Source organism: Empedobacter tilapiae, assembly GCF_004785645.1.
GTDB classification, from domain to species: Bacteria; Bacteroidota; Bacteroidia; order Flavobacteriales; family Weeksellaceae; genus Empedobacter; species Empedobacter tilapiae.
The window spans coordinates 269,683-295,484 of record NZ_SRPE01000003.1; the positions used below are offsets into that span (position 1 = coordinate 269,683).

The window sequence follows — 25,802 nt, forward strand, 5'->3', positions numbered from 1 at the left end:
AAAAATTAAAATGAAAAAAAGATTATTTACCATAGCAATACTTACGGCAAGTGTTTTATCATTGAATATGTCATGTAGTGATGATTTCGTTGAAAGAGAATTTCACCAAGAAGTAGAGCAAAAACCATTAACATCGTTTAATGAACTTCAATCATTTGTGCGTGGAGCATATGTACAAATGAGGTCAGCAAAATATTATGGATGTGATTTCTTAGCTTATGGAGAAATTCGTTCAGATGAAATGAGTAGTAATAAGTTATCAGGATATTATACAACAGTACAAGATTATACAATGTTGTCAACAGATGCTTATGCGAAAGATACTTGGGGTGTAATTTATAAAATGATTGCAACGACGAATATTGCAATTAATACAGATGTAGCTAAATTCCAAGGAAGTGAAACTGAACATAATCAGTCGTATTTCATTCAAGGTCAAGCTCATGCATTAAGAGCGTTAGGATTTTTTGATATTTTAAGATTATATGGTCAAAAATATACAAATGCACCAGATCAATTAGGAGCTGTTCTTCCTTTACAATATGACCCGAAAGCAAAGATGCCTCGTGCAACAATTGCTGAAACGGAAGCTCAAATTGAAAAAGATTTTGATAAAGCGATCGAAATTATGACAAAATATGCTTCTGTTAAGAGTATAACTTTAAAAGGTAAAACAGATTTAAATATTGAGGCAGTTAAAGCTTTAATGTCTCGTTATTATTTATACAAAGGAGATTATGCTAAAGTAAGAAAATTAGTTGATGAAATTGTAGCAGAAAAAACATATTCTATTGCTCCTCAAGGTTTATTGGTTGATACATTTCAATACACAATGAACGGTGCTGCTCTTAATTCAATTTTTGAATTAGCAGTAGGTACAACAGGTTCATTAGGTACAACTTCTTATCGCCATAAATTGAATCCTGGAGGTTATGGAAATCTAGCTGTAAAAGAAACTTCTTATACTTCTTATGCTGCAAATGATGTTCGTAAAGCTTTGGTGACACTTAATAATGGTCAATACTTTGTAACAGGAAAATATACAAATAATGTTGGAGCAGATAACATTAAGATGATTCGTTATGAAGAGGTTATCTTAGATGGTGTTGAAGCTGAATTAAATGGTGGTAATCCTGCTAAAGCATTAGAATATTATAAATTACTTTTAGCCCAAAGATTGAAGCCAATTACTAATAGTGATGGAACAGTTAATACTGTTGAAGATCAATTAAAATTGATTACTTCAGTTTCAGTTGGAGATCTTAAGAAAGAAAGATCAAAAGAATTATTAGGAGAAGGTTTAAGACAATGGGATTTACTACGTTGGGGTGATACATCTTATGCAAATGGTAAAGACAAAAATCTATTAGCTTTCCCAATTCCTAGAATTGAGACAGATTTAGGAGGAAGTTTGATTAAATCAAACCCTGGATATGATAACTAATTAAAGGTTATTCTATAAAACAAAAACCTCGAAGCTTGCTTCGAGGTTTTTTTTATGTTAATTTTTTAATTAATATTTTTTTATAAACTCCCAAGCTCTTACTTCTGCCCAAGAATGTATATTATTCTTTAAAGGAAATCCACAATGACCACCAAATTTCGGTATTTCAAATGAACAGAATTTATGTTCCTTGAAACGTTCTATAGGATAGCAATCATTACCTAAAAAAGGATCATTTGCAGCATTGACAATCAGACATGGTGTTTTAATGTTATCCAAAACCGTCAATGGAGAAGCTTTATAATAATAATCTTCTTTGGAAGAATAACCATGCAAAGCAGCTGTAAAATATTCGTCGACTTCATCAAAAGTCTTTATTTTATCAATCATTTCTTCATTCAATCTTCCAGGAAATTGTTTTGCTTTTACTTTAAATTTAGGAATAAGTGTTCGTTTAAAATTCTTAAAATAAATTGTATTCGGAAATATCTTTAATGTATCAGCACAAGATTTCAGAGAAATAGGTGCAGAAAATACAACACCACATTTTATACGATTGTTAATTTCATAATTACCAAGATAATTTAAAACTAAAGCGCCTCCCATAGAATAGCCAATTAAGTAAATTTGGTTATAATTTTCCTGAATAGCTTTTTCTACAACTCTGTGTACATCGTCAATAGAACCATGATGATATAAACGGCAAGTCGTATTCATTTCTCCACCACAAGTTCTATGATTCCAAGCTAAAATATTAAACCCTTTTTCAAAAAAATAATCCGAACACGAATTAAGATAAGTTCGTTTCGAATCACCTTCTAAACCATGAAAGAGAATAATTAATTTATCTTTATTATTTTGTATTCGCCAATCTAAATTCAAGAAATCACTATCATCGGTTTCTATTTTTTCTCTTGTGTAATTTGGAATAGGATATTTCTTAAATTTCGCTGGAATAATAGTAGAAAGATGTGCGTTTCGATTAATGAAATTAGGTTTCGGATAGTTAGAATTTTCTATGTAAGGCATTTTTAATAAATTTTGACATCAATTAAAAACTCTTTTCTTATTTCTTCGTTGATATTTGCAAGAATTTTCGATTTTCCCATCAATAATTCTTGTCGCATTGCAGGAGAATTAATTTTAACATACAAAACACGCTGTCTCACTTCAACACGGTCTGTATATTTCTCGAAAAACTTTCCCATCACTGTTTGCCAAGCCTCTTCTGCTTTTACTTCCCAAATCAATTCTTCTTTTCCACTTTGTTTAATGAAATGCTCCAAAGCTTGTCCAAGCGTTTGCTGATTACTTCTTTTTTCGTACTTTTTCATAAACGGAAAACTTTACTTTCAGAATTTATTTGTTTGATGATTTGCTCTGTTCTTTCTGGATGAGTATCGGTGATAAAAATTTGACCAAATCGTTCTTCGTTTACTAATTTAATCAATTGTGTCACACGATGTTCGTCCAATTTATCAAAAATATCGTCCAATAATAATAAAGGAGTTATGTTTAATGAATTTTTAATAACTTCTAATTGTGCTAATTTCAATGCGATTAAATATGATTTTTGTTGACCTTGAGAACCAAATTTTTTGATTGGATAATTGGTAATCGTAAACAATAAATCATCTTTATGAATTCCAGCAGTCGAATATTGAGCTGAACGATCTTTGTATAAAGCATCTTTTAGAACCTTTTCAAAAGGTGTATCATTAAGTTGTGAAATATATTCGATATTTACTTTTTCTCGTCCTTCGGAAATTTCGTTGTAATATTTTAAGAAAGCATCCAAAAATGTTTGAATAAATTCTTTTCTTACTTCATGTATTTTTTTTCCTAAATGAATTAATTCTTCATCGTATATTTCAAGAGATGAATTGTCAAACGTATTATTTGCAACAAAATATTTTAAAAGTGCATTTCGTTGAGTTAAAACTTTGTTGTAACGCATCAAATCTGCCAAATATTGCTTGTTTGATTGTGAAATAATATTGTCCAAAAATTTACGTCGAACTTCACTTCCTTCTTTGATTAAATCGCTATCATAAGGCGAAATCATCACCAAAGGATATTGACCAATATGATCTGAAATACGGTCATACGATTTCGAATTTCGTTTCAATTGTTTGGGTTGACCAGAACGAACCAAGCAAAAAATAACATCGTCTGCTTCATTTCGATCAAAAGTACCTTCTAAGGTAAAAAAATCACAATCGAACTGAATATTCATCGCATCCGAATGATTTAAATACGATTTACTTAAAGCTAAATAATGAATAGCATCTAACACATTGGTTTTTCCCTTACCATTTTGTCCTACAAATGCATTTATTTTTGATGAAAATTCGAAATTATTTTCATCAAAATTTTTGAATTGTCGCGCTTTAAGTTCTTTTAAATACATGAAAGCAAAATTACGATATTAATTAGGATTAATACAATCTTTAAGTGTTGAGTATTGAGTTACGCGAACTTCAAACTTAGAGCTTTGAATTTCATATTTCGTTAATCGTAAACCATTAACCTCGTGAGATTACGCAGAGTTGTTTTATCCTTTCCCGAGTTTCAAACTTTGAGCTTCGCACTTCATTAACCGATTAGCATAAAGCTTATAACTTAAAACCATGATTTCTAAACAAAATGTCGAGTTAAAATTAAAATGATGTATTTTTGTATTTTAAAAGAATATTTAGAAAATGGCAATTCAAAAACCATCGATTCCAAAAGGAACAAGAGATTTTTCTCCTTTAGAAGTGAATCGTCGTCAATATATTATCAATACGATTAAAAAACAATTCGTGTTATTCGGATTTTCTCCAATCGAAACTCCATCATTTGAAAACTTATCTACATTAACGGGTAAATATGGAGAAGAAGGAGATCGTTTAATTTTCAAGATTTTGAATTCTGGAGATTATTTAGCAAAAGTTGATGAGCAATTGTTAACAGATAAAAATAGTCAAAAAGTAATTTCGCAAATTTCTGAAAAAGCATTGCGTTACGATTTAACTGTGCCTTTCGCACGTTATGTTGTACAACATCAAAATGAGATTACGTTTCCATTCAAACGTTTCCAAATTCAACCGGTTTGGCGTGCAGATCGTCCTCAAAAAGGACGTTTTCGTGAATTTTTTCAATGTGATGCTGATGTTGTAGGTTCGGATTCGTTGTTGCAAGAAGTTGATTTTGTACAATTATATGATTCAGTTTTTACAGAATTAAAAACGCCAGTTGAGATTCATATCAACAACCGTAAAATTTTATCAGGTTTAGCTGAAGTTGCAGATATTTCGGCTCAATTGATTGATTTTACTGTAGCTTTAGATAAGTTGGATAAAATTGGTGAAGAAGCTGTAAAAGAAGAAATGCGTGGAAAAGGAATTTCTAATTCTGCGATTGAAATTTTATCACCATTATTCTCAATGAATGGAGATTATAAAACTCAATTTGCTCAATTAAAAGAAATTTTAAAATCTTCAGAAACTGGATTAAAAGGAATTGAAGAATTAGAATTTGTTTTCGAGAATACAACAAATATTGGTTTACAATCTGCTGAATTGGTCTTGAATTTAACTTTAGCGAGAGGTTTAGATTATTATACAGGAGCTATTTTCGAAGTAAAAGCAAAAATCGGAGAATTCTCTTCATCTATCGGTGGAGGAGGTCGCTACGATGACTTGACAGGGATTTTTGGATTGAAAGATATTTCTGGAGTTGGAATCTCTTTCGGATTAGATCGTACGTATTTAGTCTTAGAAGAAAATAATTTATTTCCTGCTTTAGAAGATTCGACAAATATTCAAGCGTTGTTCATTAATTTCGGAACGAAAGAAGCTGCTGAGGCAATGAAATTGGTGAAACAATTGCGCCAAAGCGGAATCAATACAGAGGTTTATCCTGATGATGCAAAAATGAAAAAGCAAATGGGATATGCTGATAAAAAAGGAATTAAGAAAGTAATTCTTTTGGGTGAGAAAGAAATTGCAGAGCAAAAAGCGACAGTAAAAGATATGATTTCAGGAGAACAAACTGAAGTTGCTTTTGCTGATTTAGCTAATGCATTGTCTTAATATTACTTAATTCAAATCTATTCAATATATTTGCAAACTATTTAATTAAGAATATAAAATGAGTTTATTAACAGTTGGTACAGTTGCCTTTGATAAATTAGAATCTCCTTTCGGGAAAACAGATAAAATCTTAGGTGGTGCCGCTACATATATCGGTATGGCGTCTTCTTTATTAGGCGTTGATACTGCAATTGTTTCAGTTGTTGGTGGAGATTTTCCTCAAGAGTACATTGACTTATTAATTTCGAAAGGAATTAATTTAGATGGAATGGAAATCGTGAAAGAAGGAAAAACTTTCTTTTGGGAAGGAAAATATCACAATGATTTAAATACACGAGATACATTAGCAACAGAATTGAATGTTTTAGAGACTTTTAATCCAGTTGTTCCTCATGATCGTAAATCTCCAAACGTTTTAATGTTAGGAAACTTACATCCATTAGTACAAAAAGGAGTGTTGACTCAGTTAGATCAACGTCCAGGTTTAGTTGTTTTAGATACGATGAATTTTTGGATGGATTGTGCTTGGAATGAGTTAATGGATGTAATCAAAGATGTTGATGTAATTTCTATTAATGATGAAGAAGCACGTCAAATGTCAGGAGAGTATAGTTTAGTTAAGGCGGCTAAAAAAATTATGACATTAGGACCAAAAACTGCTATCATTAAAAAAGGTGAACACGGAGCATTATTATTCCAAGAAGAGCAAGTTTTCTTTGCACCAGCTTTACCATTAGAAGATGTATTTGATCCAACAGGAGCTGGAGATACATTTGCAGGAGGTTTCTCTGGTTATTTAGCAAAAACAAATGATTTCTCTTTTGATAACATGAAACGTGCAATTGTTTACGGTTCTGCATTAGCATCAGTAACATGTGAAAAGTTTGGAACAGAATCTTTACAAAATTTAGATCGTGAGGGATTAATTAATCGTTTGAGAAAATTCCATGAATTAATGGATTTCTCAATTAATTTGTAAGAGATCATTAATCGAAATATTTAAAGCCTTGCATTTGCAAGGCTTTTTTGTTTTATATTAGATTGCAAATTATTTATATGCAGATTATTCTTGAAATGTTAGGTTGGCTTATTTTTAATTTTATAGGTCCTTTAGTTCTACATTTTTTAGGATTAAATATGAGATTTGCTATTTTGAAGATTTTTAAACCTTCATTAATTTATCATGAATTTTTAGATTCAGAATCTGGATCAAATGATTTTTATAATTTAATAATGGGAATATCAACGCTTTGTGGTTTAATTTTTGGTATATTTTATCTATTTAATTGATATGAAAAACAGAATTATACATCTTCTTGTCTTAGCATTTTCTTCTTTGCTTTCTGGAATAATGATTTCGAAAATGTCATTAATCGGAAAAATAGGAATTACCATCATTTACAATGAATACACTATTCTGAAATCGTGGTGGAAAACGGCGTTATTATTATTCGTAATACAAGCTATAGTTTTTATAGTATTATCGATTTGGAACGAGAAAACAACTAAACGATTAAAACGATTATTATTACCTATGATATTCCTTTTTATGGGAATTGTTGGGTTAATTTATACCTATTATGATTTTACTGAAACATCGCACCGTTTATTGAAAAAGACTTTTCATTTTGGTTTTTATATTTTTTGGTTGACATGGTTTGGGAATTGTATTTTCTTTATGTCAAAAAAATCTCAAAAAATAGAAGATATTCCACAAGAAACAGAAGTGTATTAAAATAAGAAAAGCTCATCAAATATTGATGAGCTTTTCTTTTGTGACCGAGACAGGATTCAAACCTGTAACCTCTTGAGCCGTAATCAAGTGCGCTATTCAGTTGCGCCACTCGGCCATTCCTAATAAAGAACTACTGTTCTTATTTTGGATTGCAAATATAAAGACTATTTTTTATTTTACAAACATAATTTATAAATAATTTTTCACTTCATCTAAATGCTTGATTGTTGGAACATCATCCATAGAAAGATTTTCATCCAACTGATCAAAGAAAATAGCTGACATTCCAAATGCTTTTGCACCAACAGCATCAGCAATCCAATCATCGCCAATATAAATAGATTCATCTTTTTTTGCATCTGATTTTTCCATTGCTAAAGCGAAAATACGAGGATCTGGTTTCAAAATTTTTATTTCGTCTGCATAAGTGACAGTTTCAAAATAACCTTTCAAATCAGATGTTTCAATTTTACGTTTTGATACTTCTATAAATCCATTCGTTATAATATGCAATTTGTACTTAGGTTTCAAATAATTTAATAACTCCATTGCACCATCTACCACTTCATTATAATTGGTAATAGTTTCCATGTATTCCTCTTCAAAAATCTTTGCTAAAGCATCATTATCGATCCCAAGATTATCAAAAGCTTCTTTGAAGCGACGAGCACGTAATTCTTCTTTTGTAATTTTTTTGTCACGAATCAAAGCCCAAAGTCCTTCGTTACTATCGTGATAAAATGGGTGAAATTCCTCGAATGTAAAACCATATCTATTTTCTACATCATATTTTTTGTAAAGCTCATCCAGCGCGAATTTTGCATTTTTTCTGAAATCCCAAAGTGTGTTATCGAGATCGAAAAAAACGTGTTTTATTGTGTTCATAAATGCAAAGCTAAGGAATTTATGTAGATTTGCTGATGAAGAAAATCTCAATTGAAAACGAAGTTAGAAAAATTTAAAACGAAGAATGCAAAAGGTGTTTTGTCTTTATTGGCGGGTAACACTGTTGCGCAAGTTATCATGCTAGTTGGTGGGCTTATTTTGGCTCGAATTTATGGTCCAGAAGCATCGGGAACTTACAATGCTTTTTTGAGTTTTGTGGCGATTCTTTCAATTTTAGCAACATTTCGGTTAGAAAATATTTTTGTGATTTCGAAATCATCAATAGCTATTCGGAATTTATTTACAACGCTATTGTTAATAAGTAGCATTGTTACAATTTTGTTCTTTTTAGGATATGCTATTTTAGAAAAAATATTTACGTTTAAAACATCTATATTAGTTGTTTTCTTAAGTTGTATCGCAGGGTTATTTACAGCTTGGAACAATGTGCAAAATACGCTGTTTACGAAGTATAAATTATTCAAAAGTATTTCAACAGGGTTTGTGATTAATGCGTTGTTTTCGGTCTTTTTTCAATTTGCTTTTTATTGGATGGGCTACAAAGAAACAGGATTGATTTATGGGACAATTTTCGGAACAGTTTTATCTTGTGCCTACTATTTTTCTATAACAAAAGGACGATTTACTTCAATTGATTTTGGATTAGCAAAAAAAACAATTCTCAAGAATAAAGAAATTATTAAATATACTTTACCATCTGAATCTTTAAATGCAATTGCTAATAATTTGCTACCAATTATGATTGCGATTTATTTTATGAAAGAAGATGTTGCTTTCGTTGGGAATTCGGCTAAAGTTTTGGTTGTTCCTTTGACGTTGCTTTCTAATTCAATGTCGAAAGTTTTTTTTCAGAAATCTGCTGGAATGATTGATCATCGCGCTCATCAACTGTATGATTTATCTAAGAAAGTCGTACTTTATAATGTAGCTGCAATTGCTGTTTTTTTACTGTTAATGAATTGTATTGGGATTTTTATTCTTGAATGGATTCTTGGACCAGAATGGAGAGGTTTACACGTGATGACATGGATACTTTCTTTTTGGATTTTATGCCGTTCAGCAATGAATCCTATTCAACAAATTGTCGTTGTTATAAAGAAAAATCATTATGCGTTATATTTCAATATTTATTTAGTTTTTATTACTTGTATTACTTGTGTAATAGGAGGATTAAATAAAAATATACTTTTGACGTTATCACTATATTCTTTCTTTGCTGGAATTGGCTATTTAGTTCAACTTTATTTTGTGATGAAAGAGTTGAAACGTTATAAAAAGTAGGATCAATGTGTGGAATTTCCGGTATATTTTCTAAAGATAAATTAAGTGATTCATCGATTTTAAATTCGTTGGGATCGATTAAACATCGTGGGACTAATAATACGATTCATTCATGTTTTTTTGAACAAGACCTACATTTTTATTCAAGTAAATTATCCGATAAAAGAACTCAATTTGACTTAAAAAATTCAGAAGGATTTTTAGTAAATAATTGGATAGGTTTTAATAGACTTTCTATTCTAGACTTATCTAATAATGGTATGCAACCATTTTATGAAAACGATGCAAAAATAGCATTAACGATGAATGGTGAAATTTATAATTTTCGTGAACTTCGAAAAGAGTTTCTATTAGATAAAGATTTTAGCTCTGATTCTGATACAGAAGTCGTTTTTCAATTGTATCTGAAATTAGGAGATGATTTTGTTCATCATCTTAGAGGTATGTTTACGATTGTAATTATAGATTATAAAAATAATGAAGCCAAAATTTGGCGAGATCGATTTGGTATAAAACCCTTTTACTATTATTTAGATGATAAATACTTTATCTTTTCTTCAGAAACTACTGGAATTTTTGCGACAGATTTAGTTGAAAGAAGTATTGATTTTAAACATTTAGCTTATTCATTTTATTTGAATTCGAGTTTTTCACCTCATACGATTTACAATAATATTTACTCTTTAGAAGCTGCAACAAAACTTGAGGTTGATCTGACTACATTAAAAGCAAAAAAAGAAATTTATTGGCAATTAGAATATCAACCAAATAATAAATCAATTTCGAAAGAAGAATTTTTAGATGATGTTTGTAAACTTGTAAATTTAGCTTCTGTTGCTGATGTTAAACAAGCTGTGATGTTAAGTGGAGGTTTGGATTCTGGTTTATTAGCTTATCAATTTGGGAAAAATAAAATAGATATTGAAGCCTTAACCATTTATAATACTGATGTAGAAGAACAAAATGAGCTAGAATTTGCTAAAAGCAATGCAGAAAATGCAAAATTAGATTTGTTATCTTTTAAAATAGAGAATGAAGTAACTCTACAAACAATAAAAGAATATTGTCTAGCAGAAGAAGAACCAAATTCTTCACCAGAACCAGCGTATTTTTTATCAAAAAAAGCATTCGAGAATAAATATACTATTCTGCACAATGCATTAGGGTTAGATGAATTATTTTATGGATATGGTTATTATCATCAAGCAAAAAAAATGCAGATAATAAGACCTTTTTTACTAAAACCTTTTAAATATTTATTAAAAGGATCAAAACGACATAAATATGAGGAAATTACAAGATTTGGAATAGAAGCTGCACCTTTTATTATGAGAAGTTTTTCTTCTTGGGTAGCTATTCAAAAGTTATTTTCGAAATATGGAAGTGAAAACTGGGAGCATCCAATATCTATTTTAATGAATAAAGTAAGAGAAACAAATTCTAATTTTGAGAAAATGCCTTTACTGAAAAAGATTTCTTACTTAGATTTTTATTATTATATCAGTTCTCATCACTCCTTACGATCAGATGTTCCTGCAATGAAGAATGAGATTGAAATGCGTTTTCCTTATTTGGATCATCTATTTGTACAGAAATATTTTAATATTTCAGATTTACATCAAGGTTTAACAAAAGAAAATAATAAACCATTTCTAAGAAAAAATGTTACAAATATTCTACCAAAAGATGTACTTTCTATGAAAAAGAAAGGTTTTTCTATGCCAACATCAAAATGGTTGGAAAGTGTTAATTTAGAGAAAGATTTTCCTGAATTGACGGCTGTTTTTGGAGAGAATTATAAAAATTGGATGAATCATCCATCAAAAAAATGGTTTTTAATTTCGACAAGTTTATTACTGAAATGAAACAAACATACACAATCGTTTTTTTAGCAGATTTACATACTTTATATGATGACAGAGTATATTGGAAACAAGCTATGTCATTAGTTAAAAAAGGGTATAATGTTCATTACATTACTATTGGAGATGTTAATGGAAAAGGAATTACAGAAGAGGGAATTCATTATCTTCAACTGAAGCGTAAAAAGTATTTGCCTACTGTATTGTTGAATTATTTGTTTAAAAAGTTTCCGTTTGTAAAAACAGAATATGACGAAGCTTTAGAATATTGTCAATCCATAAAAGCAAATCTATATCATATTCATGATGCTAGAATAAATCGAATTTTAGATGATTTAAAAAAAATAGGAAATAATCCTAAATTTATCTACGATGGCAGAGAACCTCTGGATAAAAATATGAAAGATTACCGTTTTAAAGATTCAAAAATACCTAAAATATTAACGAATACTTATGCAGATTATATTCAAAATTGGGAATATAAAAAGGTAAAAGATTATGATTACATTTTTACAGTAGACGATGGATTATATAATCGTTTCAATGAGAATGTTGCTGATGTTCCGATAAAAATAATGTATAATTTTACAAATCTTAAAGATCAACGTAAGCATTTGGTTTATGAAGATAAAATATATGATACTGCTTATGTTGGAGGATTATCAGAAGTGAGAGGAGCTTTAGTTGCTTTAAGAGCTACAAAATATATCGTTGAGAAATTACCAGATTATAAATTACTTTTTCTCGGTCAAGTATATGATAAAAAATTAGAATTAGAAATAAAACAATTTATTCAACAAAATAGTTTAGAAAAAAATGTGATTTTAAAAGGTTTTGTTCCTCATCAAGAAGTTTCAGATTATTTTAATCAAATTAAAATTGGTTTAAATCCTCTCCTTTTTGCTAAAGCTCATGAAGAGATTATTCAGATTAAATTATTTGAATATATGAATTTCGGAATTCCAATTATCACAAGCAATTTTGGTTATATGAAAAAATATGTGCTCGAAAATAATGTAGGAATTGCTATTGAGCCAAATGATGAAAAATTATTAGCAAATACAATTTTAGATCTATTGAGTGATAGAAAAAACTTTGATGAGTTTGCGATGAATGGAATAAAAGCTGTTGACGAAAAATACAATTGGGATATTATGGAAAAAATGTTATTAGAAACGTACCAGTCTTTGTTAAATGAGAAAGAGTAGTTAGTTACTTAGGCTGTATTATAATAATCATTATTTATATTTCCCATTAACTGTTTACAATAAAACATGAAAAATTCTAAAAATATTTTTCTTAAGGATATGTTTTGGTATTTATTAGGAACGATAATACCAATGGGAATTAATGTTATAAAAACACCAGTTTTTACACGGCATTATACAACAGAAGATTATGGTTATTTAGGGTTGGTGATGGGAATATTTATATATATATCTACTGTTTCTTATTCATGGTTATCAAGTTGTATTTGGAGATTTTATAATTCATTTGAACGAAAGAAAATTTTAAATAAATTCTATTCAAATCTTCTTTTTTTATATTTGATATCCAGTGTTGTGATGTTTTTTTGTTCCTTAATATTTATAGCGTTTTATCATACCCCTTTTTTAGTTTATAAATTAATAATTCTTTGTTTTTTTCATTTTGTATTGAAAGAATTATTAGGGTTGTTTTATGTTATTTTGAGGATAAAAGGCTATGCTAAATTCAATAATATTTTGTTAATAACGCAAGCTATGTTAAGTTTTATAGTTTTATTATTCTCCGCATTTGTTTTAGATTTTGATATTACCTCATTGATTAGTAGTTCTATTACTATAGATTTGATTTTTGTTATTGGAGTTGTAATTTATCTGATTTATCATAAAAAAATAGAAGTATTGAAACTTGATTTAGTTAGAATTCGATATTTGAAAATATTTCTAAATTTTGGTTCGTTTATTCTTATCTCAAGTATGATAACTTTATTATTGGTTTCAAGCGATAGATATATTTTGGCAATGTATGATAATATGAAGAATGTTGGGATTTACACGAAAGTTTATGATATTGCTCAAATCTCTATTACAGCATTTGTATTTGTGTTTTTTAGTGTTATTAATCCTAAAATGAATAAAGAATTATCTCATAACATTGACGAAGCAGACAATTTACTTGTAAAATATTTATTTGGCTATATTTTTACATTATTACCAGTTACATTCTTGATTTCCATTTTTTCTAAAGAAATAGCAGAAATCCTTTTAGGAGAAGAGTTTAGGAGCGGTTATGTCATAATGCCATATGTTTTTTTTAGTGCCTTTATTTATGGAATAATCACGATTAATCAAAACAAATTAAAATTCAGAAATAAATTAAAAACTGTATTACAAATTTTAATTATTTGTTTAGTTATAAATGTTATTCTGAACTTTCTTATTGTACCGACTTATGGTTACATCGGAGCTGCAATTACAACATTAATCAGTTATATTCTCATGCTTTTTTTGTTCTTTTATAAAGAATCGTGTGGTTTTTTTAAACAAAAGAATTATGTTAAAACTATTGGCCAACAGATAATAGTGTTAATTCTGATGTTTGGAACCGACCAAGTTTTCAGAAAAATATTAGATTTCAATATATGGATTGCACTTTTAGAAGGAATTATTTTTACTGTATTAGTTGGTTTAATCTTTCGTAAGAAATATCAATCTTTAGATTTACCTATTTAAATTTTAAGTATTGAACTTGAGGTTTTATTTAAATAATTATTAAATTCTTTTCCATTTGGATAAACTAGTTTTCCGTTATTTTCAAAAATTATTTTTGAATTTTTACCAAAGATAATTGATGCTTGTGGGGCAATAATTATAGGTGTTGAAATGGTTAAAACGATATTATTATCAATTTTTAAATTTGAATAAAAACGTTGTGTCTTTTCCCATTTTGTATTTTCGTTTATTAAAAAAGTATTCCTAAAAAAGAATCTTCTGTTGCAAATTGAATTAAATTAGTCTCTCTAAGGTTTTTATGAGCCTTTAAAATTTCTGTTGGTTGGAGATAATTTCTAGGATCCAACCCTGCTTGCGACATGATTGTATATTTACATGAGTTAGTGTTATGAAATTCATTGCTGTGATTCAAACTAAGACTGTGCCCAATTTCATGAGCTAGCCCACGAGAATCTCCTATGTCCCAAGACATTGTTTCATCAGTAGTAGTATTATACTTTTTAGGATGAAAATAACGATGAGCTAAGTATTTTAAATATCGGTTTGGGATATGATACTAATACTTTCAGATAAAGATTTGTTAGGAGATTCTGCAGCTGCAACTTCATTTAAATCAAAATCCTTACTTTTTACTTTATACAGACGATCATAGTTGTCAGCATCCATTGTTAGGTATACGTTTATCCCTTTTGAAATAGAGATGTTCTGAGAAATTTTATCATCTAAATAAGTTAAATACCAACCTCTATATGGTGTTATTCCACTATATTTTTTTTTCTGTAAATCTGCTCCGCTATTTTTATAATTCCAAGCGTAACTATCTTTAATCTCTATATAATTAAATTTGAAACGAATTTTGGCATCCGGATAGAAGTCAGTACCTATATAACATCCTGTTAAACTCTCAGGTTTTACAAAATGACTCCAGATATTATTATTCGCATTCATAAAGTTTTCTAACGCTTCTTTCTCTTCAGAATTTTCTAAATCATAATTTCCTGTACCGTCATCTCGTTTCAGAATAATTACATTTACTTGTAAAGTGATTGGTTGTAAATCATCTGTGATAACAAAATTTTTTATTGTAGATTGGTTAGTAGAATTTAACGTATTTGAAGTTGTTGATTGATTAGGAAAAATTAAACCACCTTGTTGATTACTGCACGAAAAAAAAGAAAAACAAAAAATAATATAAAATAACATTCTCATAAACAGAGTATTTGATTAGTTAAGTTACAACTTTTTTATTTCTTCTATTGTCATTGTCTTTGATTTTAAATCAATTAATTGTTGCGCTGACTCTTTCATCCAATCAATATCTTCATTTGTTTCTTCATTATTTAGAATAACTTCTATAATTCCTTTATTGTTATTCATCCAAGGAAGTAAATAGTAATTAAGACCACCTTTATATGCTTTTTGCTGATGAAACTCTTTTCCTTTTGCTGTTTTTGAAACAAGTTGTTTTGTTGAATAATAATAAAGAGGTACTAAAAGAATAAGAACTGAAATGAAAGGGTTGTACTTTGGAAATTTTGTAATAAAATTATTTAAACCAATACTTAAAATAATCAAGTAGACTATATTAAAGTTTAAGAAAAATACATAGTTATCACTAACAGCATAAATAGTAGAGAAACAAAAAACAGGTAGTCCGAATATAACTAAATAAAGTAACGTCTTGTCTTTGATAAAACTTTTAATCGGAATAAATAATAATGCAAAATTCAGAAACCAAAAATTATATATAATATAACCAATTGCTTTAAGAAGGTCTTTAAAATAGTTTGTAAGACCTTTCTTAAAAGAATCGGAAACCCAACTACTTTGAGAAGATGATAATACATTTTTTAGAGGTAAATTATTTGCAAGAGGATAAATGTATAAAAGTCCTAAAAAAATTAAAGGAATTATGAAATAAAGGAAATATCCTAGCTGATTGACATTTTTTCTGTATGCTAAATAACATAAATAAAAGTACGAGGGTAATAACAAAATTCCTTGAACATGACAAAAAAAACTAAATCCAAGTATTGTGCCTACTAATAACAACGTTTTAGATTTTTTATTTTCAATAAATTTTAGAGAGAATAAACAATATAAACTTATCCAAATTAAGCTAAAAGTATAAACTTCAATATTTTCGGTGTTTTTCCAAAAAGTAAAACTAAATCCAAATGCAACTGTACCTAATAATGTAATCCAATTTTTTTTGACAGTTCTTTGTAGAATTAAGAAAAGAATATTCAGAACAATTATTGCCGAAATTATATTTACCCAACGACCAACTTCTATCGAGTCGATAAAAGGAAAAATTCTATAAATAAGAACCGTAAAGTTTTGATACAAAAAATGTGTAACAGAATAAGTTTCTAAACTAAATTGGTTCATTTCTATATCCATAACTTTTCCTGCAGAATCCCCAAATGTAATTTTAGAAAAGCTTCCTAAACGGTAAATAATTAAAAAAAATAGGGTAATAAGTAAATGGTAGAATTGTTTTTTCATATAATTTGTTTAAGAGAAATAAATTGTTGAAAATAAGATTTCGTATATTAAATATTTAAATTAGAATAGAACGTGTAATTTCTTATTGTAGCTCCAAATCCATTATAAAACTTACTAATAGAAGGTATTGAAGATCCTTCAAAATCGAAAATGATTTTTTTACTTTTTAACTCTTTAAGCATTTCATTAATAATTCCTGTAGGAACTTTTTTATCTTTACCAGTTTGTGAAGTGGCTGAATCAAGATAAAATACACGATTTTTAGATTTCATAAAACAAACAAACCCAAAAACTTCTTCGTCTTCTACAAATTGGATGTCTAAAAATTTGTAATGATTTAATACTGTGAGTAATTTTTTATAATAAGGAATATTAACAAAATGATTTCTATGTTGTATTTTAAAGTTTAGTAGAGGCTCGATTTTATCGTTTTTTTTGATTACTAATTGTTGTTTTGTAAAGTAATTTACATTACGTTGAACCATTTTACTATAATTTTCAAAATGAAATTGATCTAACTCTATTATTTGATTAACTCGTTTTTTCCCCTTCGGCTCAAACATTTCTGTATTTTCCTCATTAAAAGAATAAGCTCTTACTAAATTTCGGTGTAGTTTATTTTCAAAAAGTTGAAAAGTTTCTTTCGAAAAATTGTCTTGATGAAAAACACCTAATTGTTGACAGTAAATAGGTTGTACAATAAATTTAAACCCAAATTTCTTTACAAATGGTAAAGGCATTATTGCTTCATAATCGTTCAAAACATAGCAATCCCAATTGTTTTCAACCAAAGCATCTAAATACCAATATTCAGCATATATTCGGTAATTCACCGATTTGTTTAAACACTCGGTGTATTTGTTTATATCTATTTTTTTTCTAGGAATTCTTTTAATCATTATGTTAACAACGAAATAAAATTAAATATCATATAAAATAAAGTCTTCTATTTTTAGAAGACTTTATTTTGATTACTTAATAATTAATTGTTTACTTATTTTTTCTGTTCCTTTTTCTATGATGACGATATAATTACCTTTTGGGATAGAAGTCAAATTGAAAGAAGTTTTTTGTAATGTAACATTTTTTGATTCAATTTTTTGATTCATATAATTGTATATACTAATCCTTGCTCCTTCAAAATTTTGATCATTGATTTCTATATGGATATTTCCGTCAGAAGGATTAGGATAAATTTTTATTTGATCTATTAAATTGCTTTCTTTTCCTTGTTCAATTAAAGAGAAACACGGTGTTAAGTTTGTAGGATTTGCAATGATTTTAAAATAGGTGTTTGCATGTAAAGCATTTGAATTGGTATTAGAAGTCACAGTGAAATTTCCTTGAGGAGATTTATATAGCCCACCCCAATTTTTGTTATCTGCTGATAAAATAACTCCTCCATCTAATGTTAAAGTTCCTCCATTTCGTATATATATTACAGATTGAGGAGGCATAATTAAATCTCCTTTTAGCGTTAAATTAGCTCCACTTTCTATAATTAAATCTGAATAAATACGTCGTTTTCCATTCCAGGTTTGATCTTGTGTAATTTTAAGCCCAGCGTTGTAATAAGAGTCTTCTGTTACAAATTGGATTAAATTAGTTTTGGTTAGATTATCATGTACTGTACGAATTTGAGTGGGTGTCAAAAAGTTTTTAGGGGAACTACCTTCAGGGTTCATAATGTTATTAGTGCAACTAGAAAGATGACCTAAATTGAAATTATGTCCTAATTCATGTGCTACGCCTCCTCTTGCATCATTAATGTGCCAGTTTCTTGTTTCTTCCCATGAAGTATTGTATTGTTCAGCAAGTTTATACTTATGGTAAAAATATTTCAAAAAACGTAGAGGAACATGTGTTCTTGAACTTTTATTAAAATCTGTAAATGAAGGAGATTCTCCTCCTGCGATTGTAGTTGAAAAAGGCCAATAGTTACCTTTTGTTTTTACCACACTATCATGTGCCAATGCATCTGAAGTAAAATAGCTGTTAATTGCCTTAGGGTAATTAGGACTGTTGTGTATGACATCATCTAGAGGATTTAAGTACCAATTTGAGGAAGGAGTGAAACTTCCTAATATATAAGGATTTTTAGTTAAATCTGTTCCTCCATTTCTCATATTCCAATAATACGTATTAGCTATAGGAATAACATTATTTGTTATACGAATTTTCATGTCACTAAAAAATTCTGCACCATTGTATCCACAATTATCATAATTTGCAGGTTTTACAAGATTTGAATAAACGTAATTGGTATAATCCAAATATTCCATAAAAACTTTAGATTGTTCAATACTTTCTTGGTCAGAACCTAAAAGTTTAAAGTTACCTGAACCATCATCTCTGTATAAAACAATTGCATTTACGCGAACTGTAATAGGTTTTAATAAATTAATATTAGCATTGTTAATATTATCATTGTAACAATGTTTTACTGTATGTTCTGTAATTTGAGCATTCGAGATACTTGTAAAACCGATAAAAGAGAGTAAAAAAAGATTATTCATAATACATGTTTTGTGTTAATGTATTAAATATAAGCGTTTTATTTGATATGTCAATAACTGTTTTTAGAAAATACTTTCATATACTTTTCGCCATTCAGACCAATCTTCGTTCAAGTTTGATTGATGGAACAATGTTATAAACGTCCCGTTTACATCTTTAATTGTTTGTTTCAATCGTTTTATTTCATCTATAGCCTGTTGTGGAGAAAGATTTAAATAATTTTTCATTGTGACATCCATTGCAACAAAAGGATATATTGTTAACAATGTTTGTTGATTAGTTGATAAATCGAACCATTTGAAAGGAGTAGAAGTTCCAGCTCTAAAACCCAACTGATGTTGAAATCCCATGGTGTAATCTTCCGAAATTTCGTTTATTAACAATTGTTGATAAGTATTTGGAAAATTTAATTTGATAAAATGTTGGCGAGATTTTTTTATTGGTTGATTGATAATTTTTTCCAATCGATTTATCTCAGTTTTTAATTTTTTTTTCTCAATATTAGCTAGATAAGAAGGGTGAATTCCAATTTTTGCCCAAGTCGAAATGTTGTTAATTAAATCTTTTTGAGCATTATTTTTCCAATGATGATTTTTATCGAAAGTAGAATAATCACCTAATAACCAAAAGAAAATTGTTTCGATTTGATGTTTTTCAGCTAAATCTTTCAAATAATCAAATGTGTCATAAGGATCTTTTACTTGATGATCTAAAACCTTGATTTGATTTAGTGTTTCTTTAAAGTCACCTTTTACAAGTTTCTTTAAAATAGAACCATATTTTATTTTTGGATAATGATGAAGGTATTTCCAAGCATAATCAACATCATGAGTATTTATTTGTTTGAAAATTCTTTGTTTAAAATAAATTTCAGGAAATTTAGTTTTTATTTTCTGTTGAATTTTAATACAAATTTCATCTACAATTGGTTTCGAATAATCTAAATCCGAACCTAAAAAGCGATTATGTTCATCAAATAAATAGTTAGGAGAATTGTACTCTTCATAACGAGAAAGCCAATAAAAACATTTTCCTATTTCGTTTAATGTATAATAATTTATATTTTTATTAATGTCAATTTCTAACAAAATTTCATCAACATTGAAATTGATTTCATCTTCTAAAAATTGATTCGAAAAGTTGATTTTTGGTAAAATTGATTGTAAAAACTCATCAAAATCTGTAGTCATTTTATAACTAATTCCAGAAAACTCAATCAAAATGAAATCGAAAATATAAGTGATTCGATTTGTTATTTTTTCTGTAAATATAATGACTTGTGACTCCAAAATTAATCTGCAATAAAGCTTAAAGATATTAAATTAGACCTTTATCAGCAAAAGAATAAAAATCTTTTTGAGAAACGATAATATGATCCAAAACTTGAATATCAAGTAATAGAGCAGCTTCTTTTATTTTTTGTGTAATTGATTTGTCAGATAGACTAGGAGTTAAATTTCCAGATGGATGATTGTGAGAAAGTATCATTGCTGTAGCCATTAACTCTAAAGCTCTTTTAAAAATAATACGAAGATCTACAGCTGTTTGCGTAATTCCTCCACGAGAAATTTGTTCAGTTTTAATAATTCGATTTCCTTGATTAAGAAACATTACCCAAAATTCTTCATTTGGTAAATCTCCAATTTGTTGTTGAAGTACTGTTGCTGCATCTTTACTTGAAGTGATTTTATCACGTTCTAAAACTTCTTGTGAATTTCGCCTTCTACCAATTTCCATTGCTGTAATAATTGAAATTGCTTTTGCTTCACCAATTCCCTTAAACTTGCATAAATCTTCGATCGTATATTTTGCTAATTCATTCCAATTATTATTAACCGAATTTAAGATTCGTTTAGCTAATTCTACAGCAGATTCATCTCTATTTCCGCTTCCCATAATAATCGCTAATAGCTCAGCATCGGATAAAGAAGATCGTCCTTTTAAAGCTAATTTTTCGCGAGGTCGATCATCTTCATTCCAATTTTTTATTGTGCTTTTACTCTCTAAGTAATCCATCATCTTCACTATTAATTTTTATATAACTATAATAAAAACCATCATTAAATTCTTCGCTGATTCCAAGTTTATTTTCTTGTAAGTGATAACTTTGTCCCATTGACATATTTCCATTTGTATAAATCATAGGAACTTGTTCTGAATTATGAATGCTTTTTCCTTTTCCTAAAATATAAGTTGTTCGAGATGTCTCTTTTCCGTTAATTATTGTTATTATTTCGGTTGGAGTAAATTCTAAAACAATGGCTTGTCCCATTGGAGGATCCTGTTCTTTTCCTATAATTCCGCCTGAAAGTTTCACCAATTTCCATCGTCCAATTAGAGTTGATTCTTGAGTTTTTTCTGTTGAATCTGTTTTTTTATTATTTGTTGTTCTTTTTATAGATTGACAGCTTGATAAAGTAATTAAAGCAGTAAATATTATGTAAGTGATTTTACGTTTCATGTTTAAAATTTGAATTAAATATAATAAAAAAAGCTCGAACAAATTTGTTCGAGCTTGATATTTAAAGAAATACAATTCTATTTATTCACTTTTGCCCAAGTATCTTTTAATGTAACTGTTCTATTGAAAATTAATTTTTCTTTAGAAGAATCACGATCTAAAGCAAAATATCCAATACGTTGAAATTGAAATTTATCTTCTACTTTAGCTTCTTTTAAAGCGGGTTCTGCAAACCCTTGTTTTATAGTTAAAGAATTAGGATTGACGAATTGTAAAAAGTCAACATCTTTCTCTGCATCAGGAGATTCAACTGTAAATAAACGATCGTATTCGCGCACTTCGATTGGAATATTTTCTGTTGCAGAAACCCAATGTAATGTACCTTTTACTTTACGTTTAGAAGCTTCAGTTCCGCTTCCAGACTTCGTTTCAGGATCGTAAGTTGCATAAATTGTGGTGATATTTCCTTCAGCATCTTTCTCTACTCTTTCAGCTTTAATGAAATATGCTCCTTTTAAACGAACTTCGTTTCCTAAAGATAAACGGAAGAATTTTTTAGGCGCTTCTTCCATAAAATCTTCACGTTCGATATAAATCTCACGTGTAAAAGGAACGATACGAGTTCCAGCTGTTTCGTCTTCTGGATTATTCTCAATTTCTAATTCCTCCACTTGTCCTTCTGGATAATTTTCGATCACAACTTTTACTGGATCAATGACAGCAAAAACACGAGGAGCAATTTTGTTTAAATGATCACGAACAGAAAACTCTAATAATGAAATGTCTAATACATTATCGCGTTTTGCAACACCAGCAGTATTCCAAAAATTCTTGATAGATTCTGGCGTATAACCACGACGACGTAAACCTGAAATTGTAGGCATGCGCGGGTCGTCCCAGCCTGTTACAACTCCTTCTTGAACCAATTTCATCAACTTACGTTTACTTGTAATCATATACGAAACATTACCACGAGCAAATTCGCGTTGTTTTGGTTTTTGAGGTTGATTTGGTAACTCAACATTATTCGCATACCATTCATATAAATCACGGTGATTTTTGAATTCTAATGAACATAATGAGTGAGAAATTCCTTCGATATAATCAGATTCTCCATGCGTCCAATCGTACATTGGGTACATTTTCCATGTATCGTCAGTGCGGTGATGAGGACGTTTCAAAATACGATACATAACAGGGTCGCGCATGTTCATATTAGGAGAAGTCATGTCTATTTTTGCACGTAAAACATGTGTACCTTCTTCAAATTCTCCTGCTTTCATTCGTTCGAAAAGTTCTAAATTTTCTTCAACAGAACGATTTCTGAAAGGAGATTCGATCCCAGGTTCAAAAGGTGTTTTACGTTGTTCATTAATCACTTCTGAAGATTGGTCGTCGATGTACGCTTTTCCTTCTTTAATTAATTGAACAGCCCAATCGTAAAGCTGCTGGAAATAATCAGAAGCATAGCGTTCTTCTGCCCACTCGAAACCTAACCATTTCACATCTTCGCGGATAGAATCTACGAATTCTTGCTCTTCTTTGTCAGGATTAGTGTCATCAAAACGTAAGTTTACAGGCGCATTGTAACGCTGTCCTAAACCGAAGTTTAAGCAGATTGCTTTTGCATGCCCGATATGCAAATAACCATTTGGTTCTGGTGGGAAACGAAAACGTAAATTTTCTTTTGGCATCCCGTTGGCTAAATCATCTTCAATGATTTGCTCAATAAAATTCAATGATTTTTTTTCTTCTTCCATTTTTTAATTACGATTGAGTTTGCAAAGGTACGAAATTGACAATAAAAATAGATGGATTGTTTTTTGATTAATCAAGTCTTTTTGCTTTAAATTTTTCTGCAAGTATATAAGGCTGCCTAAAACTATAATTGTCTGGAGCGATTAAATCATTTCCAAAAAATAAAAGTTTTAGATTAGATTTAGTAGGTATGCTTATTTCCTCTATTTTGTATGTCAAATTCTCTGATTCACAAAACGATCTAAATTTATCAACGAGTGATTTCGGAAAGGTAATGTATCGTTTGTTTAAGTTATTTAGATCCATCCATAAACCAGTTTCTTTTTTGAGAAAATTATGAATTTTACCCAATAAAATTGGATCTTCATCAGGAATTATATCTAATTTGATTCTAATTTCCTCTTCAGTATTGTGTTTAATTAGAAAATGATCTGAGTATTCTTTAATCCGAAAAAAGGGAGTTAAAGAACAATGAGTAAAGTTTTTATAATCAATGACGTTTTCTGCTTTTATTTCCCATAAATGATCGTAATCATCATACCGAACATGAATAATAAGCTTCATTTTAGCATTAAAAGCATCAAATTCTAATGACATCAAATGAATGTGTCCATGGAATGGAGTAGAATTAGTAAAGTAAATAAGTTCTTCCATTTATTGTAAAGATTAATAAATGAAAGATAATATTTTACCCTAAATAAATTTCTAATAATCCGTCAGGAATTTGGATAAGCATTGCTTTTTCTTCGCGATTAACTTCAAGAATCCATTCGTCAATCATCGGAATTAAGATTTCTTTTCCATTTGCTTCAACCTCGAAATAAGCTTGTGCTGCAGAATCATTAACAGATTTTATTGTTCCAACTTCTGTATTTGTTTGGTCATAAATAGTGAAACCAACAATTTCGTGGTAATAAAAATCTGTTCCAGAAAGTTCTGGTAAAGATTTTAGAGGTAAATAAAGTTCTCGATTAATTAATTTGTCGACATCTTCGTCTTCAACATCTTCAAACTTTACTAATAATTTTGTGCCTTGATAAGGCTGAGAAGTTTCAAAAAAAAATGGAACCAGTGTACCATCTTTCTCGATGAACACTGCTTCCAAAGTATCGTATAATTCTGGTTCGTCTGTATCCAAGTGAATGATTAAATTACCTTTGAAACCATGTCTCTTAGTAACTTTACCTAAATAGTAGCAATCATTTTTTGTCATTTGGAACGTCTCTGAACTTAAAAATTATTCTTCTGTAGCAACTTCTTCAGTTGTACCTTCTGCTTCTTCAGCAGGAGTTTCTTCAACTTGTGCAGCAGCTTCTGCTTCTTGAGCAGCTTTTACACGAGCTTCATTAACAGCTTTTTCAGCTTCTAATGCAGCAGCTTTAGAAGCAGCAGCACCTGAAGTTAAACCGTCTTTTTTAGCTTGAACTTTTGCACCTTTAGCTTCTAACCAAGCTTCAAAACGTTTTTCAGCTTCTTCTTGAGAAAATGCTCCTTTAGCAACACCACCTAATAAGTGTTTTTTCATGTAAGCACCTTTGTAAGATAATAAAGCTTTAGCAGTATTAGATGGCTCAGCACCAGTTTGTAACCACTCTACAGCAGAATCAACATTTAATTCAATTGTAGCTGGGTTAGTAATTGGGTTGTAAGTACCTAATTTTTCGATGAAACGACCATCACGTTTTGCTCTTGAGTCAGCAACTACGATGTGAAAGAATGGTTTTCCTTTACGACCATGTCTTTGTAATCTAATTCTTGTAGCCATAGTATAACTAATTATTTTGGGAACTCGTCCCGTTTTACAAATTTGAGGTGCAAATATACAATATTTTTAATAAATAATTATTTTAAAAGAGATTATTAAGATATTTCTAAAAAATCAAATTTTTTGACAAGAGATTCTGATGTATTTTTAGAGCAAAAATATAATTAAAATGAACAAACAAGAAATACTTATTCAGACACAAGCTTATATCAAAAAAACTTTTTTAGATGAAGGAACAGGACACGATTATTTCCACATTGAACGTGTTGTGACAAATGCGAAGAAGATTTTAGAGACTGAAAATGCTGACTCTTTTTTGGTCGAATTAGCTGCTTGGACACATGATATTGGTGATTATAAATTACATGAAGGGGTTGATAAATCAGAAGAATTGATAAGAGCGTTTTTAGAATCTATAAATGTTGAAGAAGAATCAATCCAAAAGGTATTAGAAATTGTTTCGCAAGTTTCATTTAGTAAAGGAAATAAGCCGACAACAATTGAGGCTGAAATTGTACAAGACGCTGATCGTTTGGATGCGATTGGAGCTGTAGGAATTGCACGTTGTTTTGCTTATGGAGGTAGTGTAGGAAGTATTCTGTATAATCCGTATGATAATTCAAAGGATGCATCGAGTGTACAACACTTTTATGATAAATTGTTTAAATTAAAAGATTTAATGAATACAAAAACAGCAAAAAAAATTGCTTTAAGTCGTCACGAATATATGGAAAAGTTTATAGAAGAATTCTATCACGAAGTTAAATAAATT

The 25,802-nt window shown here is 29.2% G+C and carries 25 protein-coding genes and 1 tRNA gene; 9 read left to right on the plus strand and 17 right to left on the minus strand.

Annotation, left to right across the window (positions count from 1 at the left end; translation table 11 throughout):
• Positions 1-10 precede the first annotated feature (10 nt).
• Positions 11-1,444, plus strand: coding sequence for a RagB/SusD family nutrient uptake outer membrane protein (locus E4J94_RS05325; protein ID WP_135834818.1), 1,434 nt, complete (start codon positions 11-13; stop codon positions 1,442-1,444).
• A gap of 69 nt (positions 1,445-1,513) precedes the next feature.
• Here the strand turns inward: E4J94_RS05325 and E4J94_RS05330 are convergent, their stop codons facing one another.
• From E4J94_RS05330 to recF, 3 genes are read right to left on the minus strand one after another with little or no spacing between them, the layout of a single operon-like run.
• Positions 1,514-2,473 carry a YheT family hydrolase gene (locus tag E4J94_RS05330; protein WP_135834819.1) on the minus strand — a complete coding sequence of 320 codons (960 nt, stop codon included), beginning with the start codon at positions 2,471-2,473 and terminating at the stop codon, positions 1,514-1,516.
• A gap of 2 nt (positions 2,474-2,475) precedes the next feature.
• The gene (locus tag E4J94_RS05335) at positions 2,476-2,778 is read right to left on the minus strand and encodes a DUF721 domain-containing protein (RefSeq protein WP_135834820.1); all 303 of its coding nucleotides are present in this window, start codon (positions 2,776-2,778) and stop codon (positions 2,476-2,478) included.
• On the minus strand, positions 2,775-3,854 hold the full coding sequence (recF, locus tag E4J94_RS05340; protein ID WP_135834821.1) for a DNA replication/repair protein RecF: 1,080 nt from the start codon (positions 3,852-3,854) through the stop codon (positions 2,775-2,777). Before recF ends, E4J94_RS05335 begins: the two co-directional genes overlap by 4 nt.
• 292 nt (positions 3,855-4,146) lie before the next feature.
• Between recF and hisS the strand changes: the two genes are divergently transcribed.
• The 3 genes from hisS (at position 4,147) to E4J94_RS05355 (ending at position 7,255) form a co-directional block, all read left to right on the plus strand.
• On the plus strand, positions 4,147-5,520 hold the full coding sequence (gene hisS, locus E4J94_RS05345; protein WP_135834822.1) for a histidine--tRNA ligase: 1,374 nt from the start codon (positions 4,147-4,149) through the stop codon (positions 5,518-5,520).
• Positions 5,521-5,578: 58 nt separating this feature from the next.
• Positions 5,579-6,499, plus strand: a complete 921-nt coding sequence (locus tag E4J94_RS05350; protein WP_135834823.1) for a PfkB family carbohydrate kinase — start codon at positions 5,579-5,581, stop codon at positions 6,497-6,499.
• Positions 6,500-6,811: 312 nt separating this feature from the next.
• Positions 6,812-7,255: a hypothetical protein gene (locus E4J94_RS05355; RefSeq protein WP_246034263.1), complete on the plus strand. Its 444-nt coding sequence runs from the start codon at positions 6,812-6,814 to the stop codon at positions 7,253-7,255.
• A 41-nt stretch (positions 7,256-7,296) separates the two neighbouring features.
• On the opposite strand, the gene E4J94_RS05360 is transcribed toward E4J94_RS05355, so the two are convergent.
• Both E4J94_RS05360 and E4J94_RS05365 read right to left on the minus strand, forming a co-directional pair.
• A tRNA-Arg gene (locus E4J94_RS05360) sits at positions 7,297-7,370 on the minus strand.
• Positions 7,371-7,444: 74 nt separating this feature from the next.
• Positions 7,445-8,140 carry a YjjG family noncanonical pyrimidine nucleotidase gene (locus E4J94_RS05365; RefSeq protein WP_135834824.1) on the minus strand — a complete coding sequence of 232 codons (696 nt, stop codon included), beginning with the start codon at positions 8,138-8,140 and terminating at the stop codon, positions 7,445-7,447.
• 51 nt (positions 8,141-8,191) lie between these two features.
• On the opposite strand from E4J94_RS05365, the gene E4J94_RS05370 reads away from it, so the two are divergent.
• From E4J94_RS05370 to E4J94_RS05385, 4 genes are all read left to right on the plus strand, one after another.
• Positions 8,192-9,442 carry a lipopolysaccharide biosynthesis protein gene (locus E4J94_RS05370; RefSeq protein ID WP_135834825.1) on the plus strand — a complete coding sequence of 417 codons (1,251 nt, stop codon included), beginning with the start codon at positions 8,192-8,194 and terminating at the stop codon, positions 9,440-9,442.
• A 5-nt stretch (positions 9,443-9,447) separates the two neighbouring features.
• On the plus strand, positions 9,448-11,307 hold the full coding sequence (gene asnB, locus E4J94_RS05375) for an asparagine synthase (glutamine-hydrolyzing) (RefSeq protein ID WP_135834826.1): 1,860 nt from the start codon (positions 9,448-9,450) through the stop codon (positions 11,305-11,307).
• The gene (locus E4J94_RS05380) at positions 11,304-12,512 is read left to right on the plus strand and encodes a glycosyltransferase (protein WP_168801827.1); all 1,209 of its coding nucleotides are present in this window, start codon (positions 11,304-11,306) and stop codon (positions 12,510-12,512) included. The genes asnB and E4J94_RS05380 overlap by 4 nt, the downstream gene beginning before the upstream one ends.
• A gap of 66 nt (positions 12,513-12,578) precedes the next feature.
• The gene (locus E4J94_RS05385; protein WP_135834828.1) at positions 12,579-14,021 is read left to right on the plus strand and encodes an oligosaccharide flippase family protein; all 1,443 of its coding nucleotides are present in this window, start codon (positions 12,579-12,581) and stop codon (positions 14,019-14,021) included.
• Between the two features lie 229 nt (positions 14,022-14,250).
• On the opposite strand, the gene E4J94_RS05390 is transcribed toward E4J94_RS05385, so the two are convergent.
• The 12 genes from E4J94_RS05390 to E4J94_RS05445 all read right to left on the minus strand — a co-directional run bounded on the left by E4J94_RS05390 (position 14,251) and on the right by E4J94_RS05445 (position 25,030).
• A complete protein-coding gene (locus E4J94_RS05390; protein ID WP_135834829.1) occupies positions 14,251-14,493 on the minus strand; it encodes a hypothetical protein in 243 nt (80 codons plus the stop codon).
• 59 nt (positions 14,494-14,552) lie between these two features.
• A complete protein-coding gene (locus E4J94_RS05395; protein ID WP_135834830.1) occupies positions 14,553-15,230 on the minus strand; it encodes a hypothetical protein in 678 nt (225 codons plus the stop codon).
• A gap of 24 nt (positions 15,231-15,254) precedes the next feature.
• Positions 15,255-16,529 carry a protein O-mannosyl-transferase family gene (locus E4J94_RS05400; protein ID WP_135834831.1) on the minus strand — a complete coding sequence of 425 codons (1,275 nt, stop codon included), beginning with the start codon at positions 16,527-16,529 and terminating at the stop codon, positions 15,255-15,257.
• Positions 16,530-16,576: 47 nt separating this feature from the next.
• Complete coding sequence (locus tag E4J94_RS05405; RefSeq protein WP_135834832.1) at positions 16,577-17,362, minus strand: hypothetical protein; 786 nt, start codon at positions 17,360-17,362, stop codon at positions 16,577-16,579.
• Between the two features lie 138 nt (positions 17,363-17,500).
• Positions 17,501-19,045 carry a T9SS type A sorting domain-containing protein gene (locus E4J94_RS05410; RefSeq protein WP_135834833.1) on the minus strand — a complete coding sequence of 515 codons (1,545 nt, stop codon included), beginning with the start codon at positions 19,043-19,045 and terminating at the stop codon, positions 17,501-17,503.
• A gap of 63 nt (positions 19,046-19,108) precedes the next feature.
• Positions 19,109-20,335 (minus strand): polysaccharide deacetylase family protein, encoded by a 1,227-nt coding sequence (locus E4J94_RS05415; RefSeq protein WP_135834834.1) that lies wholly within the window; start codon positions 20,333-20,335, stop codon positions 19,109-19,111.
• Between the two features lie 28 nt (positions 20,336-20,363).
• Positions 20,364-21,065, minus strand: a complete 702-nt coding sequence (gene radC / locus E4J94_RS05420) for a RadC family protein (RefSeq protein ID WP_135834835.1) — start codon at positions 21,063-21,065, stop codon at positions 20,364-20,366.
• A complete protein-coding gene (locus E4J94_RS05425) occupies positions 21,043-21,507 on the minus strand; it encodes a hypothetical protein (RefSeq protein ID WP_135834836.1) in 465 nt (154 codons plus the stop codon). The genes radC and E4J94_RS05425 overlap by 23 nt, the downstream gene beginning before the upstream one ends.
• Positions 21,508-21,584: 77 nt before the next feature.
• The gene (locus tag E4J94_RS05430; protein ID WP_135834837.1) at positions 21,585-23,267 is read right to left on the minus strand and encodes a glutamine--tRNA ligase/YqeY domain fusion protein; all 1,683 of its coding nucleotides are present in this window, start codon (positions 23,265-23,267) and stop codon (positions 21,585-21,587) included.
• Positions 23,268-23,334: 67 nt separating this feature from the next.
• Positions 23,335-23,919, minus strand: coding sequence for a hypothetical protein (locus E4J94_RS05435; RefSeq protein ID WP_135834838.1), 585 nt, complete (start codon positions 23,917-23,919; stop codon positions 23,335-23,337).
• A gap of 34 nt (positions 23,920-23,953) precedes the next feature.
• Entirely contained in the window at positions 23,954-24,478 is a 525-nt protein-coding gene (gene rimM / locus E4J94_RS05440) for a ribosome maturation factor RimM (protein ID WP_135834839.1), read from the minus strand.
• 24 nt (positions 24,479-24,502) lie between these two features.
• Entirely contained in the window at positions 24,503-25,030 is a 528-nt protein-coding gene (locus E4J94_RS05445) for a 30S ribosomal protein S16 (protein WP_135834840.1), read from the minus strand.
• A 169-nt stretch (positions 25,031-25,199) separates the two neighbouring features.
• On the opposite strand from E4J94_RS05445, the gene E4J94_RS05450 reads away from it, so the two are divergent.
• Positions 25,200-25,799, plus strand: a complete 600-nt coding sequence (locus E4J94_RS05450; RefSeq protein WP_168801828.1) for an HD domain-containing protein — start codon at positions 25,200-25,202, stop codon at positions 25,797-25,799.
• Positions 25,800-25,802: the final 3 nt, after the last annotated feature.